The sequence below is a fragment of the Pantoea sp. PNT03 genome, from assembly GCF_014852515.1.
Lineage (GTDB): Bacteria > Pseudomonadota > Gammaproteobacteria > Enterobacterales > Enterobacteriaceae > Pantoea > Pantoea leporis.
Genome location: NZ_JACVBT010000001.1, coordinates 652,820 through 670,077, shown reverse-complemented (window position 1 = coordinate 670,077; position 17,258 = coordinate 652,820). Strand labels below are relative to the sequence as shown.

Annotated in this window: 21 protein-coding genes; 13 read left to right on the top strand and 8 right to left on the bottom strand. The window is 55.6% G+C overall.

The window, feature by feature from the left end:
* Positions 1-63: 63 nt before the first annotated feature.
* From fliD to fliT, 3 genes are read left to right on the top strand one after another with little or no spacing between them, the layout of a single operon-like run.
* A complete protein-coding gene (fliD, locus tag IB226_RS03195; RefSeq protein WP_192233538.1) occupies positions 64-1,488 on the top strand; it encodes a flagellar filament capping protein FliD in 1,425 nt (474 codons plus the stop codon).
* A gap of 12 nt (positions 1,489-1,500) precedes the next feature.
* Entirely contained in the window at positions 1,501-1,908 is a 408-nt protein-coding gene (gene fliS / locus IB226_RS03190; RefSeq protein WP_008105355.1) for a flagellar export chaperone FliS, read from the top strand.
* Positions 1,908-2,261, top strand: coding sequence for a flagella biosynthesis regulatory protein FliT (gene fliT, locus IB226_RS03185; protein ID WP_110866410.1), 354 nt, complete (start codon positions 1,908-1,910; stop codon positions 2,259-2,261). Before fliS ends, fliT begins: the two co-directional genes overlap by 1 nt.
* A 182-nt stretch (positions 2,262-2,443) precedes the next feature.
* On the opposite strand, the gene yedD is transcribed toward fliT, so the two are convergent.
* Positions 2,444-2,911 (bottom strand): lipoprotein YedD, encoded by a 468-nt coding sequence (gene yedD, locus IB226_RS03180; RefSeq protein ID WP_192233535.1) that lies wholly within the window; start codon positions 2,909-2,911, stop codon positions 2,444-2,446.
* A gap of 195 nt (positions 2,912-3,106) precedes the next feature.
* Between yedD and IB226_RS03175 the strand changes: the two genes are divergently transcribed.
* The 3 genes from IB226_RS03175 to IB226_RS03165 all read left to right on the top strand — a co-directional run bounded on the left by IB226_RS03175 (position 3,107) and on the right by IB226_RS03165 (position 6,430).
* Entirely contained in the window at positions 3,107-4,651 is a 1,545-nt protein-coding gene (locus tag IB226_RS03175; RefSeq protein WP_137386036.1) for a methyl-accepting chemotaxis protein, read from the top strand.
* Positions 4,652-4,659: 8 nt separating this feature from the next.
* A complete protein-coding gene (locus IB226_RS03170) occupies positions 4,660-5,952 on the top strand; it encodes a sugar ABC transporter substrate-binding protein (protein WP_225608145.1) in 1,293 nt (430 codons plus the stop codon).
* Positions 5,953-6,106: 154 nt separating this feature from the next.
* Positions 6,107-6,430 (top strand): DUF6388 family protein, encoded by a 324-nt coding sequence (locus IB226_RS03165; RefSeq protein ID WP_101764036.1) that lies wholly within the window; start codon positions 6,107-6,109, stop codon positions 6,428-6,430.
* Between the two features lie 197 nt (positions 6,431-6,627).
* Here IB226_RS03165 and iraP read toward each other — a convergent pair whose 3' ends face one another.
* Positions 6,628-6,921 (bottom strand): anti-adapter protein IraP, encoded by a 294-nt coding sequence (iraP, locus tag IB226_RS03160; protein WP_061717593.1) that lies wholly within the window; start codon positions 6,919-6,921, stop codon positions 6,628-6,630.
* Between the two features lie 63 nt (positions 6,922-6,984).
* Here iraP and IB226_RS03155 point away from each other — a divergent pair, with 63 nt between their 5' ends.
* On the top strand, positions 6,985-7,224 hold the full coding sequence (locus IB226_RS03155; RefSeq protein ID WP_101764035.1) for a DinI-like family protein: 240 nt from the start codon (positions 6,985-6,987) through the stop codon (positions 7,222-7,224).
* Between the two features lie 20 nt (positions 7,225-7,244).
* Here the strand turns inward: IB226_RS03155 and IB226_RS03150 are convergent, their stop codons facing one another.
* The 4 genes from IB226_RS03150 to IB226_RS03135 all read right to left on the bottom strand — a co-directional run bounded on the left by IB226_RS03150 (position 7,245) and on the right by IB226_RS03135 (position 8,905).
* A complete protein-coding gene (locus IB226_RS03150; RefSeq protein ID WP_110866413.1) occupies positions 7,245-7,511 on the bottom strand; it encodes a hypothetical protein in 267 nt (88 codons plus the stop codon).
* A 156-nt stretch (positions 7,512-7,667) separates the two neighbouring features.
* On the bottom strand, positions 7,668-8,123 hold the full coding sequence (locus IB226_RS03145; RefSeq protein ID WP_192233533.1) for a hypothetical protein: 456 nt from the start codon (positions 8,121-8,123) through the stop codon (positions 7,668-7,670).
* A gap of 82 nt (positions 8,124-8,205) precedes the next feature.
* Complete coding sequence (locus IB226_RS03140) at positions 8,206-8,535, bottom strand: hypothetical protein (protein ID WP_192233531.1); 330 nt, start codon at positions 8,533-8,535, stop codon at positions 8,206-8,208.
* Positions 8,516-8,905, bottom strand: a complete 390-nt coding sequence (locus IB226_RS03135) for a hypothetical protein (RefSeq protein WP_110866415.1) — start codon at positions 8,903-8,905, stop codon at positions 8,516-8,518. Before IB226_RS03135 ends, IB226_RS03140 begins: the two co-directional genes overlap by 20 nt.
* Positions 8,906-9,049: 144 nt before the next feature.
* Between IB226_RS03135 and IB226_RS03130 the strand changes: the two genes are divergently transcribed.
* Together IB226_RS03130 and IB226_RS03125 are read left to right on the top strand one after the other, a co-directional pair.
* Positions 9,050-9,697 (top strand): S24 family peptidase, encoded by a 648-nt coding sequence (locus tag IB226_RS03130; RefSeq protein WP_110866416.1) that lies wholly within the window; start codon positions 9,050-9,052, stop codon positions 9,695-9,697.
* 120 nt (positions 9,698-9,817) lie between these two features.
* A complete protein-coding gene (locus tag IB226_RS03125; protein WP_192233529.1) occupies positions 9,818-11,029 on the top strand; it encodes a diguanylate phosphodiesterase in 1,212 nt (403 codons plus the stop codon).
* Positions 11,030-11,060: 31 nt separating this feature from the next.
* On the opposite strand, the gene IB226_RS03120 is transcribed toward IB226_RS03125, so the two are convergent.
* A complete protein-coding gene (locus IB226_RS03120) occupies positions 11,061-11,768 on the bottom strand; it encodes a YnfC family lipoprotein (RefSeq protein WP_110866418.1) in 708 nt (235 codons plus the stop codon).
* A 128-nt stretch (positions 11,769-11,896) separates the two neighbouring features.
* Entirely contained in the window at positions 11,897-12,208 is a 312-nt protein-coding gene (gene fliE, locus IB226_RS03115; RefSeq protein WP_008105389.1) for a flagellar hook-basal body complex protein FliE, read from the bottom strand.
* A gap of 258 nt (positions 12,209-12,466) precedes the next feature.
* Between fliE and fliF the strand changes: the two genes are divergently transcribed.
* From fliF to fliI, 4 genes are read left to right on the top strand one after another with little or no spacing between them, the layout of a single operon-like run.
* Positions 12,467-14,197, top strand: coding sequence for a flagellar basal-body MS-ring/collar protein FliF (gene fliF / locus IB226_RS03110; protein WP_192233527.1), 1,731 nt, complete (start codon positions 12,467-12,469; stop codon positions 14,195-14,197).
* On the top strand, positions 14,194-15,186 hold the full coding sequence (gene fliG, locus IB226_RS03105; protein ID WP_101763955.1) for a flagellar motor switch protein FliG: 993 nt from the start codon (positions 14,194-14,196) through the stop codon (positions 15,184-15,186). The genes fliF and fliG overlap by 4 nt, the downstream gene beginning before the upstream one ends.
* Positions 15,179-15,880: a flagellar assembly protein FliH gene (gene fliH, locus IB226_RS03100; RefSeq protein ID WP_137386041.1), complete on the top strand. Its 702-nt coding sequence runs from the start codon at positions 15,179-15,181 to the stop codon at positions 15,878-15,880. The genes fliG and fliH overlap by 8 nt, the downstream gene beginning before the upstream one ends.
* Positions 15,880-17,244 (top strand): flagellar protein export ATPase FliI, encoded by a 1,365-nt coding sequence (gene fliI / locus IB226_RS03095; RefSeq protein WP_008105395.1) that lies wholly within the window; start codon positions 15,880-15,882, stop codon positions 17,242-17,244. The genes fliH and fliI overlap by 1 nt, the downstream gene beginning before the upstream one ends.
* The last annotated feature ends 14 nt before the right edge of the window (positions 17,245-17,258 follow it).

The window sequence follows — 17,258 nt, the reverse complement described above, 5'->3', positions numbered from 1 at the left end:
TAGTTATTAAAGGCCGATAACCCAGGTATTCAAAATCCGTGTCGACCATATAAAGGAAAAAGCATGGCTACTATTTCTACCCTCGGTATCGGTTCAGGCCTCGATTTAAGTACCATTCTGGATAACTTAAGCACCGCAGAAAAAGCGTCTTTAACGCCAATCTCGAATCAGCAGAGCGCCTACACCGCGAAGCTGAGTGCTTACGGCACCTTGTCGAGCGCGTTAACGACCTTTCAGACCGCTAACACGGCATTAAACAGCGCAGATCTGTTTACCGCGACCAGCGCCACCAGCAGCAGCTCTGCTTTTAGCGCCACCACATCTGGCAGCACCATCGCCGGAAAATACAGCATTAGCGTGACGCAGCTGGCGCAGGCACAGACGCTGACTTCCGGCGTGCAATCTAGCAACACCACTGCGCTGGGTAGCTCGGATGCCAGCCGCACGCTGTCGATTAAACTGGCCGACGGCACCAGCAAAGACATTACGTTGACCAGTGCACAAACCTCATTAACCGGCATGCGTGATGCAATTAACGGTGCCAATGCCGGTGTCAGCGCCAGTATTATCAAAACCGGTGATGGCGCTTATCGTCTGTCGCTAACCGCGTCGAAAACCGGAGAGGCCAATGCGGTTTCTTCCGTTACCGTAACTGGCGACGACACACTGCAAGGCATTGTCGGCTTTGATTCAACCAAAACCGATGCCGATAATCCGCTGGATGTCAGCGTCGCCGCACAAGATGCCGAGTTAACGGTCAATAATGTCGCCATCACCAGCAGCACCAACACCATTAGCGATGCGCTGGAAGGAATTACGCTGAATCTGAATGATGTCACCAGCGGTAATCAGACGTTGACCATCACGCAAGATACCTCTAAAGCCTCCACCGCAATTTCCAACTTTGTGGATGCCTACAACAATCTGCTGGATCAGTTCACTAGCCTGACTAAATACACTGCTGTGGATGTCGGCTCAGATACACAAGATTCCAGCAACGGTGCGCTAGTTGGCGATAGCACGCTGCGCGGTATTCAAACCCAGATTAAAAGTTTGCTGACCAACACGGCTAGCTCTTCAACCTACAAAACGCTGGCGCAAATCGGTATCACCACCGACCCGACTACCGGTGAGTTGTCGCTGGATTCCGACAAGCTGAAAACCGAGCTGACCAAAGATCCGGCGGGCGTGAAAGAGATGATTGTGGGTGACGGTAAAACCACCGGTATCACCACCAAACTGGCGACTAACCTGACCAGTTGGCTGTCATCTACCGGCAGCATTCAGTCCGCGAAAGATGGCGTCAGCAAGACGCTGAATAACCTGACTGAGCAGTACAACAACATGAACACGCGTATCAACGCCCTTATTGCGCGTTATAAGACGCAGTTCACGCAACTCGACGTCACCATGAGCTCGCTGAACAGCACCAGCGATTACTTGACACAGCAGTTCGATAGCATGACTTCGAGCAGCAGTTCTAAATAGTAAGGAGTGACCATGTACAGCGCTACAGGCACACAAGCCTACGCAAAAATCGGGGTGGAGAGCTCAGTGATGAGCGCCAATCAACAGCAGCTGATTACCTTGCTGTTTGACGGTGCGATCAGCGCACTGGTCCGCGCCCGCCTGTTTATGCAGGACAACAATATCCAGGGAAAAGGTAACTCGATTTCCAAGGCCATTAACATCATCGAGGGCGGACTCAAGCAGGGCCTCGATGAGCAATCAGGCGATGACCTGACCGACAACCTGTTAGGACTCTACTCCTACATGGTTCGCCGTCTGGTTCAGGCTAATCTGCGTAATGATGTCGAAGCCCTCGAAGAAGTTGAAGGTCTTCTGCGCAATATCGCTGATGCCTGGAAAGAAGTCGTACAACCTCAACACCTTCAGGACGCCGTTTAATGAATATTGCACCGCCACTGATTACCGTTTACCAACAGTTACTCGACCTCAGCCACGGAATGCTGCGTTTGGCAGCAGACGGCGAATGGGATGATTTGATTACCAAGGAAGTGGACTATGTCAGTGCGGTGCAAAGACTGGCGCAAACAACCGCAGCCGCCGCACCGTCGCGCCAGCTGCAAGAGCAGCTGCGTCCGGTGTTACGCCATATTCTCGATAACGAGAGCGAAGTGAAACGTCTGTTGCAGTTGCGTATGGACGAATTGACTCAGCTGGTGGGCCAGTCATCGATGCAGAAATCGGTGATGAGCGCGTATGGTAAGCAAGGTAGCGTGTATTTGCCGCAGGGTTAGATTTAGGACTCTGCGCGCTGATGCCCTCACCTGGCCCTCTCCCTCAGGGAGAGGGAGATGCTGCAATATGTCAGATGGCCCGATCGGTTCCCTCTCCCACAGGGAGAGGGAGATGCTGCAATATACCTGATGGGCTCGATCGGTTCCCTCTCCCACTGGGAGAGGGTTAGGGTGAGGGAAAACTACTTCTGCGTCGCCGCCGAAACCGGGCGCATAATCTCTGGCTCGATATCCTGAATCACCGCCTCATTCGGACGTTTCGCCACTTCTTCCAGCGCCTGCTGGCACTCAACGGTTGGGCGATCCACTTTACGCAGTCTCAATCCATCGTAACGCAGCTCACCGTTCTCCAGCACCAGCGGCATCACGCGGACCTGACGCGTCACGTTAACCCAGTCATCGCCCAGACGCGTTAATTTGCCCGGTTTGGCAATCACGCGCTGCCACTGACGGCAATCCAGCGTGTCGCCTTCGGCACCAATAATCAGGCTGCCCATCGCTTGCTTGCTGATCAGCTTGCTTTGCGGCCCTACAGTTTGCCAGTTGCCTTGCAGCTCCAGTGGTGCCGGGGTTTTCACCGCCTGGTCATAATTGCTGATCTGCGCACAGCCACTCAGCGCCAGCGCGGCCACTATCATCCACTTTTTCATTCTCGGTCCCTACACTCGCATCAATGGCGGCTACGTTATAATTTTTCCCGCGGGTTGCGCAAGGTATCTGCTGCGCGCCACATGATTTTCCTCAAGCTGCTCACTTCTGCGCCGATAACTCTTCTGGAGTTAAAAGTGCCTGTAAAAACAATAATGACCGATTACACACTCACCTTCGTTACGGAGAATCCCGTTATGCGATTGACCCTTCGCGCGCGTCTGACATCGATTGTTGGCCTGCTGTGCATTTTACTGATTGTTGCCGCCATCTGGGGAATCATCGGCCTGCGCGCCGCCGACCAACGGGCGCAAAACGCTTATCAGAATGAGCTGTTACCGCTGCAATATTCATCCCGCCTGTATCGCATGGTGCAGGAACAATCCGCGACCCTGTTCGATGCCCTGCGCTACTGGACCGACAGCAGCGAAGTGGAGAAACGTCTGGCGCGCATCGCGCAGTACGGCGAGCAGATTGCCAAAGACCGCCAAACCTGGCAGCAGCTGTCGTTTGATGCGCAAACCAAACCGCTTAGCCAGCAATTCATCACCCATCTCGATGGCTGGCAAACCGCGCTGAAAGATGCCGGTGAACTGCTGAAGGGCGGCAACCCGTCCGGCGCGCTGGTGGTGATTGAAACCCGCCTGCGCAGCGGCAGTCAGCTGCTGCAACAGGACATCGATCAGCTTGATGCGTTAATGCGCCAGCATGCGGAACTCACCTATCAGCAGAGCAACAGCGATTACCAGCTGGCGCGTAACAGCCTGATTATCATATTGCTGGTCGGGCTGAGCGTGGCGCTGGTGTTCGGCTGGCTGCTGATCCGCTCGATCAACCGCTCGATTGCTCAGGCGCGCGAGCTGGCCGAATCAATTGCGGCCGGTGAACTGAACCACGATATTGGCAGCGTTTCACGCGATGAGATGGGCGAACTGATGCAGTCGCTGCTGCGCATGGATGTGCGTCTGGCGGAGATCGTGCGCGACGTGGGCGAAAGCGCCACTGCGCTGAGTGATGCGGCGCGTCAGATGGCCGATGGCAATGACGATCTCTCTGAGCGCACCCATTCGCAGGCTAGCTCGCTGGAACAGACCGCCGCCAGCATGGAGCAAATGACCGCCACGGTGAAACACAACGCCGATAACGCTGCGCAGGCCAACGAACTGGCCACCGACGTACGTCATCAGGCCGAACGTGGCAGCAGCGTGCTGCGTGATGCGGTCAGCGCGATGGAGGAGATCGAATCTTCCAGCAAGCGCATCGCGGATATCAACCGGGTGATCGATGAGATCGCCTTCCAGACCAACCTGCTGGCCCTCAACGCAGCGGTTGAAGCAGCACGCGCCGGTGAACAGGGACGCGGCTTTGCCGTGGTGGCGTCCGAAGTGCGTCAGCTGGCGCAGCGGTCCGCCGGGGCCGCCCACGAGATCAAAGCGTTAATCGATGCCAGCGTGGGTAAAGTGGAAGCCGGTAGTGCGCTGGTGCAGCGTTCCGGCGCAATGCTCAATGACATCAATCAGGGCGTAGCGCGCGTGGTGGACATTGTCGGTGAAATTGCCGTGGCCAGCCGCCAGCAATCCAGCGGCATTGAGCAGGTCAACACCGCAGTGATTCAGATGGATGGCGCGACGCAGCAGAACGCCTCGCTGGTGCAGGAAGCCAGCGCCGCCAGCCAGACCGTTAGCGAACATGCCGGATTGCTGGTGGAGAAGATGGCCTTCTTCCGCCTGCAGCAGCGCTAAGGAGCGGGATGATGCGTAAACTTCTCGCTATGTTTCTGGCCACGCCGCTGCTGAGCCACGCCGCGACCACGCTGAATATCGCCACCATCGCTAACGGCGATATGACCATCATGCAGCAGCTCGCCACGCGCTACGAACAGGAGCATCCTGACGTCAAACTGCAATGGCATGTGATGGACGATGGCGCGCTGCGTCAGGCGGTGCTGTCGGCGATGAACAGCGGCCAGGCGCAGTTCGATGTCATCACCGTTGGCACCTATGAAGCGCCGCTGTGGGGTGAAAAAGGCTGGCTGGCGCCGCTCAATAAGCTGCCCGCCGATTACGACAGCGAGGATCTCATCGCGCCAGTGCGCAAAGCGCTGTCGTTCCAGCAGACGCTCTACGCCCTGCCGTTCTACGGCGAAAGTAGCATGACCTATTACCGCAAAGATCTGTTTGCGCAGAAAGGGTTAACCATGCCCGATAATCCCGACTGGACCGATATCAAAAACTTCGCCGCCAAACTCACTGACCCGCAAAAAGGCATTTACGGTCTGTGCCTGCGCGGCCAGCCTGGCTGGGGCGATAACGTGGCGTTCATGACCACCATGGCGAATGCCTATGGCGCGCAGTGGTTCGATGAGAACTGGCAGCCGACGCTCAACTCGCCGGAGTGGCGCGAGGCGCTGGGGGATTATTTGCAGGTGGTGAAGCAGGATGGACCGGCGGATACGGTGAAAAACAGTTTCGGCCAGATTCTGCGTCTGACTGCGCAAGGCAAATGCGCCATGTGGATCGACAGCACGGTGGCAGCCGGTTTGCTGGTGAATCCGCAGATCTCTTTAGTCGCCGATAAGCTGGCCTTTGCGCCTGCGCCGGGCGGCATAACGCGTAACGGCTCCAATTGGTTGTGGTCGTGGGCGCTGGCGGTACCGGCGAATACGCCGAATCGCGCGGCGGCGATTGCCTTTATTAGCTGGGCGACGTCAAAACAGTATATCCAGCAAGTGGCCGATACCGTCGGCTGGGGGGCGGTACCGCCGGGCAGCCGCAATTCGACGTATCAGCAGGCGAGCTATCAGCGCCTGGCGCCGTATGCCGCGCAGGTGCGTGCGGCGATTGATTCGGCCACCGTCGAGCAGCCGACGCTCAATCCGGTGCCTTATCAGGGCGTGCAGTACGTGAGTATTCCCGGATTTGATCAGATGGGTAACGCCGTCGGGCAGAATCTGGCGGATATGCTGAGCGGTAAACTGACGCTGGATGAAACGCTGACGAAGAACCAACAAGATGTGACGCGGATTTATCAGCAGATGCATTGATAGGCGGTGATCACAAGTTGCACATACCGTAGCGGCGCGCTTTATCGCGCAATAAATTGCGCCGCTACGATGCCCATGTTCTGTAAGATCGGGAACTGACAAGGCCACATGCGCGCGTTACACTAGCGCGCAAGTTGATACGCAGGAACACCGAATGAAAACCCCAGAAGAGTATTACGCTCAGGCGCGTACGATGTTTTTCGCCGCCCACCCCGATTTCCAGTCTGCACTGGATGAACTCACCGAAAGCGATGCCCGCCAGGCGAACCTGTCATTAGCGCAGTTACGCGACTGGCATGCAGAACGTATTTATGCCGCATTTTTGCGTCAGAAGAAGCTGGATGGCATGCTGTTTTCTATACAGCTGGCGGAGCCCGATAAAGCCGTTGCCGCGGATGCCATTGAAAAGTATCTGAAATCTCACGCAGAAGCCTTAGGCATGACGTGGGAAGAGTTCTGCATCAAAAACGAGTTGTAATCGGCCACGCACTGTAACGGCATCAAAGATACATCGCCAACCACACAAAATGTTCAGGAAAAAGTTGTACAAGTTGAGAAAACTTGTATAACTTACTCATCACGACGTCAGTCGTAGATTGTCCTTGAACGAATGGTGCTGTTGCACCGCCTCTGGAAGTGTTGCTGGATTTCCACTTCCAGAGGTAATATTTTTTCTTATCCTTCCCGCTCAATCCCTTTTACTTCGATGTAACTTGCCACCGCCAGCAGACGATTGACGTGGGTCAGCAGCAGATCAACATCGGACTGTAAAAATTCCTGCGATGCGCGCGAAGCGGTAACAATCGCCTCCTGCACCGTATCGGAAATAGTCAACGAGTTATTCTCTTTCGCCTGAATCAGCAGCGCTGCAATCAATAACGACTGCGCCTCTACCTGCGCCACCAGCTCTTTTGCTTCCACATCCATTTTTGCCATTTTCAATAAGATATCGATAACCAGTTGGCGCATATTTACCCCTGTTTTTATTTACAGTACTATATCGCACCCGATCCAATGAATGGAACGACCCTGATGTTTGTGGAGTTGATTTACGATAAGCGTAACGTGGCCGGATTACCGGGTGCACGCGAGATGATTTTGCAGGAGTTGGAAAAGCGTGTACAGCGCGTCTTTCCCGATATTGAGGTGCGCGTCAAACCGATGGAGCGTAACGCAATAGATACCGATATGAGTAAGAACGATAAAGCGACAGTTGCGCGGATTGTTGAAGAGATGTTCGATGAGGCAGAAATGTGGCTGGTGGCCGATTAGGCCACCAGTACGCTAGGCGCTTAGCTTTCCTGCTCAGCATGGTTGATGGCGATTTCTAGATCCTGAATCGCCGCATCAATGTCATCCAGCAGCTTGCCCTGCTTGTTCAGCAAGGTGTCGAAGCGTCCCGCGTATTCGGTGTCTTTATACTCACCCGCATCAAACGCCAGCCAGTGGGCAGATAGCGTCTCAGTGTTGGTCTGCGCGTAGTGGCGCATCTCTTTAAGCTGGGAGGTGACATCACGCAAGTATTCAGTTTTGGTTTTTACAGTTTCTGTATCACTCATGCTATCTTCCTTTTCGCTTAATAAGACGATTTAAATAACGCTTGAATGATTAAAGGTAGTGCAAAATATCGAAGCTGCCTTAGGAATAATCGGAAGTGACTAAAACCTGTTAGTAAACAGGGGACATCCCGGTCCCCGATGCTGAGTCGTCAGGCATTACAGATACTTCCTCGCCAGATCAATCAGCTCACCCTTCGCGGCATCGCCAAGTTTGATTACGCCCTGCTCGACAAAGCTAAACGCTCTGACAAAATCCTTCACCCCTTCTGAGAACGCCTGAGTCCCGTCGTGGCTCTGCGCCGTTGCGGCGGCTGGTGGCGCATCGGCTGCAGCGATGTCCGGTTCGCTGGGCGGCGCAACCTCGGCTGGCGCAGGCGTTACCGCCTCAGGCGCGGCAGTCGCCGCCACCTGCGCGGGTGCAGCGGTTATCGCCTCGGGTGCCGTAGCCGGTGGAACTTCAGCCGGTGCCGCTGCCGCTACCACTGCGGGCGCAACTTCAGGTGCTGCGGTCGGCGTCGGTGCAGCAACGGGCGTGGCGACTTCGTTGGCGAAATCTTCCGCTGGTGACGATGCGATGGTGCTGGTTGGATTGATGACAGTTTGATCGCTCATAATGCTCTCCTTCTTACTGAATAAAGATCGCAGTCGGGCAAGACGGGCTGCAATCCACGGGGTAATTCGCATGATGCCCTCCTTAACGCTTGGGTTGAGGTGGCGACTTATCTCCTTCTGCCGGTTTCCCTTTGTCAGCCGGATTGCTGACCGGGTGCTTCACGGTGCCATCGAGCTTGTTCTGCAGCGCCACCAGCTGGCTGGTAAGCTCCGCCACACGTGCTTCACGTCGTTCCGATATGGTTCGATATTGCTGTCGAATCTCTTCAACACGCTGATTGGCGCTGTTACTGACGAACAGGAATAGCACCGTCATCGCCACGCACATCAAAGACAACATCAGCAAAAAGCCGCCGAAGAACAGTTGGCGCCGATGGTTTTTCACTACGTACTCACTGTTTATCTGCATCATCACGACTCTCCTCCAGAGTGGTAATCAGTTGGTTAACCTGGCTGCGAAACTTCTCGCTGTGCTCGGCTTCCGTGGTGGCCAGCAAAATGCTCAGGGCGTTTTTTATCAGCCGCAGATCGGTTTCCAGCGAAGAGATACGCCGCAGGTTTTTGTCATGTCGGATGCGCAATTCATCGTTTTCCTGGCGCATCAAGGCGTGACCCTCTTTGAGCAGCATCACCTGTTCTTTGTAACTGGTGATGATCTCCCCACCGGCACGATTGCTGGTGACGATAGCGGCGATACCCGCCATTAACGGTTTCCAGAACACAGCTGCTGCGCCGCCGCCGAGAAGCAACGCACCTACGCTGGTGACTAAACTACTTTCCATGCTTCACCTCTCACCCCTGGCAAGGGATGTGCCCCATAAGCACGCTGACCACCCTTGCCAGCTTCGCGGTCAACGCCTGAATTTAAGTTTACTTTAAATTATGAATTTAAGTATACTTAAGTCATTCCTTCAGGAGATGTCAAGATGATGAAAAAAGAATCTTCCGGTGAGCGCATCCGGGCACGACGTAAAGCACTACAGTTGACGCAGCAGGCGCTGGCCAAAAGCATTGGGGTGTCGCATGTGGCTGTATCGCAGTGGGAAAAAGAGGAAACCGTACCGCGTGGCGAGAATTTGCTGCGGCTCGCGCAGTGGCTGCAATGCACGGCGGCATGGATTATCGACGGGGATGGCGAAGTGTTTGCCACCCACGCCAAAGCCGCACCGGTTGCGGCGGTGCCATTGATTAGCCTGGCGCAAGCGTCAGCGTGGTTGAGCGAGGAACGGTTGTTGCTCAAACAGCAGGCTGCGCATTTTCTCTATAGCGAGAGTCAGTTGGGCGATGGCGCGCTGGCGGTCACGATAGACGATCAGGCGATGCAGCCCGATTACCGGCCCGGTGACAAAGTGATCTTTGATCCTGACGTTCAGCCGCAGCCGGGCGATGTGGTGCTGGCGCTGGTGGATGGCGTGGCACGAGTGCGCATTTATCGCCTGCAAACGCAACAGCAGGATGAGCAGATCTTCACATTGCGCGCGTTGAATGATGATTTTCCGCAGCTGCATTCGGCGGAATCGGCGCTAGAAATTATCGGCACGCTGATGGAGTTGCGACGTTACCGAAGCGGCTAGCCGCTTCGCTTAAGCTGTTATAATAAAAAAAGTTTAGCCTGATCGCGGGAAGCTATGGACAGACCCCGCGGTAAGGCTGCTAATCTAGCCGCAAAATAATAAATTATCCGGACAATCTCGATGCTCACCACAATTATTTACCGCAGCCATCTGCACGATCACGTGCCAATCAAAACGCTCGAAGATATGGTTGCTAAAGCCAATAGCAAAAACAAAAACTTCGACGTTACTGGCATCCTGCTGTTCGACGGCCTGCACTTCTTCCAGCTGCTGGAAGGACCGCGCGAGTCCGTTCAGGGCATATACAAGCGTATTTGTCAGGACGCACGCCACCATAATCTGGTGGAGTTAATGCACGACTTCGCGCCTGAACGCCGTTTTGGCAAAGTCGGCATGGAGCTGTTCGATCTGCGCGAGCATGACAAAGACACAGTGCTGCAAGCAGTGCTGGATAAAGGCACCTCGCGTTATCAGCTTACCTACAACGATCGCGCGCTGCAGTTTTTGCGTACCTTCGTGGTGGCGCGCGACAAAGAGAACTACTTCGAGATCCCGCCAGCCAATACCTGGGAATTTGTTCCGGATATTGAATGGCAGAACGATCTGGAGGGTATCGATCAGAGCCTGCAGGATTGCCGCTTTGCTTTTCAACCCATCATCGATCCCTTCGCGCGCCGCGTCACTTCGTTTGAAGCGCTGATCCGCACGCCAAACGGTGGCTCACCCGATGAGTATTTCTCCGCGTTTGGCGGCGAAGCGATTTATCACGCGGATATCAAATCGAAACGTCTGGCCTTTCGCGTGGCGAACAAACTGGGCATTGGCGAGCATCGTCTGTCGATCAACCTGCTGCCGATGTCACTGGTGACGGTGCCAAACGCGGTGGAATTCCTGCTTACTGAGATCAACGCCAGCGGGCTGGTGCCGCAACAGGTGATTGTCGAAGTGACCGAAAATGAGATCATTTCGCGCTCGGATGAGTTTGCTGCCGAAGTGAGAAAGTTGAAAGCGGCAGGTATCAGCCTCGCGCTGGACGATTTTGGTGCCGGTTTTGCTGGCTTGTCGCTGTTATCAAAATTCCAGCCGGACAAAATCAAAATCGATCGCGAGCTGATCCGCGATGTGCACAAAAGCGGACCGAAGCAGGCGATCATGCACGCCATCATTAAGTGCTGCGCATCGCTGGAGATTGCGGTGATTGCCGAAGGTGTCGAGCAAGCTGAAGAGTGGATGTGGCTGGAAGCCGCAGGCATTAGCCAGTTCCAGGGTTTCCTGTTTGCTTATCCGCTGCTGAATGGATTCCCGGCGGTGGCGTGGCCGGAGATTAAATAGTGTTGGTCGCCATGCATGGCGACCCCACCAATCAGTAATACGTTACCTCAATATTGCCATACTGCTTATCAATCACGTTGCCTGCCGCGTCAACGCTAATAATGTCGCAATAATAGGGAACGTCGTGTTTGTATTTGCAGACATTGCTGACGGTTTTAATTTGGTCATTTCGCTTCACCGTGGTGACCACGTCAGAGATCTTTTTCTTATCTTCTGCTCGCACCGCGGTAGCACGCGACACTTCCGTTCCGGCCTGGGTAATACTCAATACCGCCATTTCACCGGCGCTGTTATAAGCGAGGTGAAACGCGGCATCGGAGGCGGGCGATGAGATCTGCTCGACCAAACCCTGTTTGTTATAGGCAATATCCACGGTCATGGTCGGCGTGACTTTCTTGACCATGGCGCAGTTCTTATCCAGCGTCACCACCACGTCCTGACCGTTTTCACTGCCTTTTAATTGGTCGCCATCGCGCGTGACATCAATCACTTCTCCCTGTTTGCGCACCGATTTCACGTGCGTCGGACAGCCGTTGCGGTCGAAATCGACATTCACTTCGAAGATCTGCTGGCCGTCGGCGGTAAACAGCGTTTGATGGGTCGTTTTGACTTTGCCGGGCAGCGCTTCGAATTGATACAGATAGGCAAAGTTTTTCATTTGCGGGTAGTAAGTCGCGTCATCCTTGTCACATCCCGTGAGCAGGACAATAGCGATTAAAAACTGCAGGCTTTTCTTCACGTGAGAATCCTCTTCTCAAAATAAGGCAGCGCGTTTGGCGGTGTACTCACTGTGATGCAGCAACCTTCCCGCCTGATATAACACCATTACCGCGCTGGACTATACCCGAAAGAAATACCCGAAAGAAACTAAACCTGCATGCTCATAATATCGGTATACGCCGACACCAGTTTGTTACGCACCTGCACGCCCATCTGCATGGAAATAGAGGATTTTTGCAGATCGACCATCACATCATTTAACTGGATGCCCGGTTTACCCATTTCGAAATCCTGCGCCTGAGCGCGAGCCGTTGTCTGGGTTTCGCTGATCTTGTCGAGTGCTGCTTTCATGGTGGCACTGAAATCGACCTGATTAGTGGACTCCGCTTGCTTACCGCTGGCCTGCAGAGACGTCATCTGCAGCTGCTGCAGCACACCCTCAATCGCCTGAATTGACATTGCCTGACCCCTAATGAAGAAGTGATTAAATTTTCACGATGAGAAAGTTAACACACTGTCAATAGGACAAAGGCGCTAAATGACCGCAAAAAACCCGGCTTATCCACCCATCGATGTCGCGGCTTTCAACAAATAATGCCTGCCATTAAGTGGAATTTAATTTTTCTCCTCTCCCGATTTTAGGGGAGAAGTCTTCAGGGAGTACGTTTTGTCACCACAACACCACACCCGATCAATAATGTCAGGCAGGAATCGGTCATGAATGCGAGTGCAGCCGCTACACAGGATACAGCTAAGAAAGGCTTCAGTGACCTTCTCGCCCGCCTGCGCGCCAATCCGCGTATTCCCTTAATTATCGCTGCTGCTGCGGTTATCGCGGTGGTGTTTGCGTTGGTGCTGTGGGCAAAAGCGCCAGACTATCGCGTGCTTTATAACAACCTCTCCGATGAGGATGGTGGCGCGATCGTCACGCAGCTGACGCAAATGAACATCCCTTACCAGTTCGCCGATAACGGTGGAGCACTGATGGTGCCCGCCGATAAAGTGCATGAGCTGCGTCTGCGTCTGGCACAACAAGGCTTACCGAAAGGCGGCAACGTTGGCTTCGAACTGATGGACAAAGAGAAGTTCGGGATCAGCCAGTTCAGCGAGCAGATCAACTATCAGCGTGCGCTGGAAGGTGAACTGTCGCGCACCATCGAAACGCTCGGTCCGGTGAAGAGCGTACGCGTGCATCTGGCAATGCCGAAACCGACCTTGTTCGTGCGTGAGCAGAAAGCCCCTTCCGCCTCGGTGACGCTGAACCTGCAGCCAGGCCGCGCATTAGATGAAGGCCAGATTCAGGCCATTCAGCATATGGTCTCCAGCAGCGTGGCCGGTTTACCGCCGGGCAACGTTACCGTTGTCGATCAGGCCGGTCGTCTGTTGACCCGCTCTGACAGCGAAGGTCGCGACCTGAATGATGCGCAACTGAAATATGCGTCTGAAGTGGAAGCGCGCTTCCAGCAGCGTATCGAAGCGATCCTCAATCCGATTGTCGGTCAGGGCAATGTGCATGCGCAGGTGACGGCGCAAATCAACTTCGACCGCAGCGAGCAGACCGACGAGAAATACCAGCCGAACGCCAATCCTAACAATAGCGCGGTGCGTTCACGCCAGACCAGCAACTCCGAACAGAATGGCAGCCCGTATCCAGGCGGCGTGCCAGGTGCATTGTCGAATCAGCCTGCGCCAGCCAATACCGCGCCGGTGACCAATCCGCCAACGAATAACAACAATAATGCCAACGGCCAAAACGCCAACGCGCAAACCGCCAATGCGCAGAATAACGGCAGCACCACCAGCACCGCACAGCCTTCTGGCCCGAGCAGCTCAACGCGCAACGACACGGTGAACTATGAGCTGGACCGCACCATTCGTCATACCAAGCTGAACGTCGGCGATGTGCAGCGCCTGTCGGTTGCCGTGGTGGTGAACTACCGCGACGACGGTAAAGGCAAAGCGGTGGCGCTTAACGAGCAGCAGATCAAGCAGATTGAAGATTTAACCCGTGAAGCGATGGGCTATTCACAAACCCGTGGCGACAGCGTCAACGTGGTGAACTCTCAGTTCAACATGACCGAACCAAGCGGTGGCGACCTGCCATTCTGGCAGCAGCAATCGTTCTTCGATCAGCTGATGACTGCCGGTCGCTGGCTGCTGGTGGCGTTGGTTGGCTTCATCCTCTATCGCAAGCTGGTACGTCCACAGCTGGTGCGTAAGAAAGAGCAGGAGAAGGCAGCGGCTGAAGCGCTGGCGGCACGCTCTGCGGCCATGGAAGAAGAAGAAGCCTTTAACGTTCAGCTCAGCAAAGACGAGCTGGATCAGGAGCGTAAATCTACTAACCGCATGAGCGCCGAGGTGATGAGCCAGCGTATCCGCGACATGTCTGAAAACGATCCGCGCGTCGTCGCGCTGGTTATCCGCGAATGGATGAGTAAAGAACTATGAGTCTGACCGGTACAGAAAAAAGCGCCATTCTGATGATGACCATCGGCGAAGAGCGCGCGGCGGAGGTGTTCAAACACCTTAACCAGCGTGAGGTTCAGCATCTGAGTGGTGCTATGGCCAACATGCGCCAGGTTTCACACAAACAGCTGACCGAAGTGCTGCGCGAGTTCGAAGCCGATGCCGAACAGTTTGCGGCGCTGAGCCTCAACTCCAACGATTATCTGCGTTCGGTGCTGATCAAAGCGTTGGGCGAGGAGCGAGCTTCAAGCCTGCTGGAAGATATTCTCGAGAAAAACGAGACCACCAGCGGTATGGAAACGCTCAACTTCATGGAGCCACAGGCGGCGGCCGACCTTATTCGCGACGAGCATCCGCAGATTATCGCCACCATCCTTGTCCACCTCAAACGTGGTCAGGCGGCGGATATTCTGGCGCTGTTCGACGAGCGTCTGCGTCACGATGTGATGCTGCGTATCGCCACCTTCGGCGGTGTCCAGCCGGCGGCGCTGGCGGAGTTGACCGAAGTACTGAATGGCCTGCTCGACGGCACCAACCTCAAGCGCGCGAAGATGGGCGGCGTGAGAACCGCAGCAGAAATTATCAACCTGATGAAAACCCAGCAGGAAGAAGCGGTTATCGAAGCAGTACGCGACTTCGATGGCGAGCTGGCACAGAAGATCATCGACGAGATGTTCCTGTTCGAAAACCTGGTGGAAGTGGACGACCGCAGCATCCAGCGTCTGTTGCAGGAAGTGGAATCCGAACAGTTGCTGGTGGCATTGAAAGGTGCCGAACAGCCGCTGCGCGAGAAGTTCCTCAAGAACATGTCCGCCCGTGCGGCCGATATCCTGCGCGACGATCTGGCCAACCGTGGTCCGGTACGTATGTCGGCGGTGGAGAACGAGCAGAAGGCCATTCTTCTGGTGGTGCGCCGCTTAGCAGAATCCGGCGAGATGGTGATTGGTGGTGGCGAGGAAACCTATGTCTGATGCCTTTTCCGCCCGCGCGTGGCAGCGCTGGCAGCCTGATGATTTAGGCAGCCCGTTCGGTGCCGAACCGGAACCTCAGTTAGAGGAGCCGGAGATCGATGTCGAACTGAGCGCCGAAGCGGAACAGCAGCAACAGCTGGAACGCATGCAGCAGCAGATGCGCAAAGATGCGCAGACGCAAGGCTACAGCGAAGGCTATCAGAAAGGTTTCGCCGAAGCGCAACAGAACGGTTATGACGCCGGTTTCCAGCAAGGCTTAGCCGATGCGCAGCAGCAGCAAGCGCCGCTGCAGGCACGTATGCAGCAGCTGGTGACCGAGTTCCATCACACGCTCGAAGCACTCGACAGCGTGATCGCTTCACGTCTGATGCAGCTGGCGCTGGAAGCCGCGCGCACGGTGATTGGCCAGGCCACGCAGGTGGACGGCACCGCCCTGCTGCGTCAAATCCAGCAGCTGATTCAGCAGGAACCGATGTTCAGCGGCAAACCGCAGCTGCGCGTCCATCCGGACGATCTGCAGCGCATCGAGCAGACGCTGGGTCCAACGCTCGATCTGCATGGCTGGCGCTTGCTGGCCGACAGCACGCTGCATCCTGGCGGCTGTAAGCTTAGCGCCGAAGATGGCGACCTTGATGCGAGCGTGGCAACGCGCTGGCAGGAGCTGTGCCGCCTGGCCGCTCCGGGGACACTGTAATGACCTCCTCACGCCTTTCACGCTGGCTCGGCGCGCTCGACGCCTTCGAAGAACGCATTTCGCAGGTACAAACCGTGCGTCGTTACGGTCGCCTGACGCGCGCCACCGGCTTAGTGCTGGAAGCCACCGGCCTGCAGCTGCCGCTCGGTGCTACCTGCATTATTGAACGTACCGATGGCAGCAAGATCACTGAAGTTGAAAGTGAAGTGGTCGGCTTCAACGGGCAGAAACTGTTAATGATGCCGCTGGAAGAAGTCGACGGTATTTTGCCGGGCGCACGCGTTTATGCGCGCGTCAGTGGCGACAGCGGCCACAGCGGCAAACAGATGCTGCTGGGCCCGGAGTTATTGGGTCGCGTGCTGGACGGCAGCGGCAAACCCCTCGACGGTTTACCCGCGCCGGAAACCGGCTATCGCGCCCCGCTGATCACCGCGCCATTCAACCCGCTGCAACGTACGCCGATTGAAGATGTGCTGGATACCGGCGTGCGCGCCATCAATGCTCTGCTCACCGTGGGTCGCGGTCAACGTATGGGCCTGTTCGCCGGTTCCGGCGTCGGTAAAAGCGTGCTGCTCGGCATGATGGCGCGCTACACCAAAGCCGACGTGATCGTGGTGGGATTGATTGGTGAACGTGGCCGTGAAGTTAAAGAGTTCATTGAAAATATTCTCGGTGCCGAAGGCCGTGCGCGTTCGGTGGTGATCGCCGCGCCGGCGGACGTCTCGCCGCTGCTGCGTATGCAGGGTGCCGCCTACGCCACGCGTATCGCTGAGGATTTCCGCGATCGCGGTCAGCACGTGCTGCTGATTATGGATTCCCTCACCCGCTACGCCATGGCGCAACGTGAAATCGCACTGGCCATCGGTGAGCCGCCGGCGACCAAAGGTTATCCGCCTTCGGTGTTCGCCAAACTGCCCGCGCTGGTGGAACGCGCCGGTAACGGTACGCACGGCGGCGGTTCAATCACCGCCTTTTATACCGTGTTGACCGAAGGCGACGATCAGCAAGACCCGATTGCCGACTCGGCGCGTGCCATTCTCGACGGCCACATCGTGCTGTCGCGCCGTCTGGCGGAAGCCGGTCACTATCCGGCGATTGATATCGAAGCGTCAATCAGCCGCGCCATGACCTCATTAATTGATGAGACGCACTACGCGCGCGTGCGTCAGTTTAAACAGTTGCTCTCCAGCTTCCAGCGTAACCGCGATCTGGTGAGTGTGGGTGCGTATGCCGCAGGCAGCGATCCGATGCTGGACCGAGCCATCAAGCTCTATCCCGAGATGGAAGCCTTCCTGCATCAGGGCATTTTCGAACGCAGCGACTACGACGATGCCTGTTTGCATCTGCAGGCGATGTTCGGTTAACGCCAAACGAGGTT

What these genes read in the sequence shown, in the direction of transcription:
- fliD (WP_192233538.1), top strand. Translation starts at nt 64, where the DNA reads ATGGCTACTATTTCTACCCTCGGTATCGGTTCAGGCCTCGATTTAAGT.
- fliS (WP_008105355.1), top strand. Translation starts at nt 1,501, where the DNA reads ATGTACAGCGCTACAGGCACACAAGCCTACGCAAAAATCGGGGTGGAG.
- fliT (WP_110866410.1), top strand. Translation starts at nt 1,908, where the DNA reads ATGAATATTGCACCGCCACTGATTACCGTTTACCAACAGTTACTCGAC.
- yedD (WP_192233535.1), bottom strand. Translation starts at nt 2,911, where the DNA reads ATGAAAAAGTGGATGATAGTGGCCGCGCTGGCGCTGAGTGGCTGTGCG.
- IB226_RS03175 (WP_137386036.1), top strand. Translation starts at nt 3,107, where the DNA reads ATGCGATTGACCCTTCGCGCGCGTCTGACATCGATTGTTGGCCTGCTG.
- IB226_RS03170 (WP_225608145.1), top strand. Translation starts at nt 4,660, where the DNA reads ATGATGCGTAAACTTCTCGCTATGTTTCTGGCCACGCCGCTGCTGAGC.
- IB226_RS03165 (WP_101764036.1), top strand. Translation starts at nt 6,107, where the DNA reads ATGAAAACCCCAGAAGAGTATTACGCTCAGGCGCGTACGATGTTTTTC.
- iraP (WP_061717593.1), bottom strand. Translation starts at nt 6,921, where the DNA reads ATGCGCCAACTGGTTATCGATATCTTATTGAAAATGGCAAAAATGGAT.
- IB226_RS03155 (WP_101764035.1), top strand. Translation starts at nt 6,985, where the DNA reads ATGTTTGTGGAGTTGATTTACGATAAGCGTAACGTGGCCGGATTACCG.
- IB226_RS03150 (WP_110866413.1), bottom strand. Translation starts at nt 7,511, where the DNA reads ATGAGTGATACAGAAACTGTAAAAACCAAAACTGAATACTTGCGTGAT.
- IB226_RS03145 (WP_192233533.1), bottom strand. Translation starts at nt 8,123, where the DNA reads ATGAGCGATCAAACTGTCATCAATCCAACCAGCACCATCGCATCGTCA.
- IB226_RS03140 (WP_192233531.1), bottom strand. Translation starts at nt 8,535, where the DNA reads ATGATGCAGATAAACAGTGAGTACGTAGTGAAAAACCATCGGCGCCAA.
- IB226_RS03135 (WP_110866415.1), bottom strand. Translation starts at nt 8,905, where the DNA reads ATGGAAAGTAGTTTAGTCACCAGCGTAGGTGCGTTGCTTCTCGGCGGC.
- IB226_RS03130 (WP_110866416.1), top strand. Translation starts at nt 9,050, where the DNA reads ATGATGAAAAAAGAATCTTCCGGTGAGCGCATCCGGGCACGACGTAAA.
- IB226_RS03125 (WP_192233529.1), top strand. Translation starts at nt 9,818, where the DNA reads ATGCTCACCACAATTATTTACCGCAGCCATCTGCACGATCACGTGCCA.
- fliE (WP_008105389.1), bottom strand. Translation starts at nt 12,208, where the DNA reads ATGTCAATTCAGGCGATTGAGGGTGTGCTGCAGCAGCTGCAGATGACG.
- fliF (WP_192233527.1), top strand. Translation starts at nt 12,467, where the DNA reads ATGAATGCGAGTGCAGCCGCTACACAGGATACAGCTAAGAAAGGCTTC.
- fliG (WP_101763955.1), top strand. Translation starts at nt 14,194, where the DNA reads ATGAGTCTGACCGGTACAGAAAAAAGCGCCATTCTGATGATGACCATC.
- fliH (WP_137386041.1), top strand. Translation starts at nt 15,179, where the DNA reads ATGTCTGATGCCTTTTCCGCCCGCGCGTGGCAGCGCTGGCAGCCTGAT.
- fliI (WP_008105395.1), top strand. Translation starts at nt 15,880, where the DNA reads ATGACCTCCTCACGCCTTTCACGCTGGCTCGGCGCGCTCGACGCCTTC.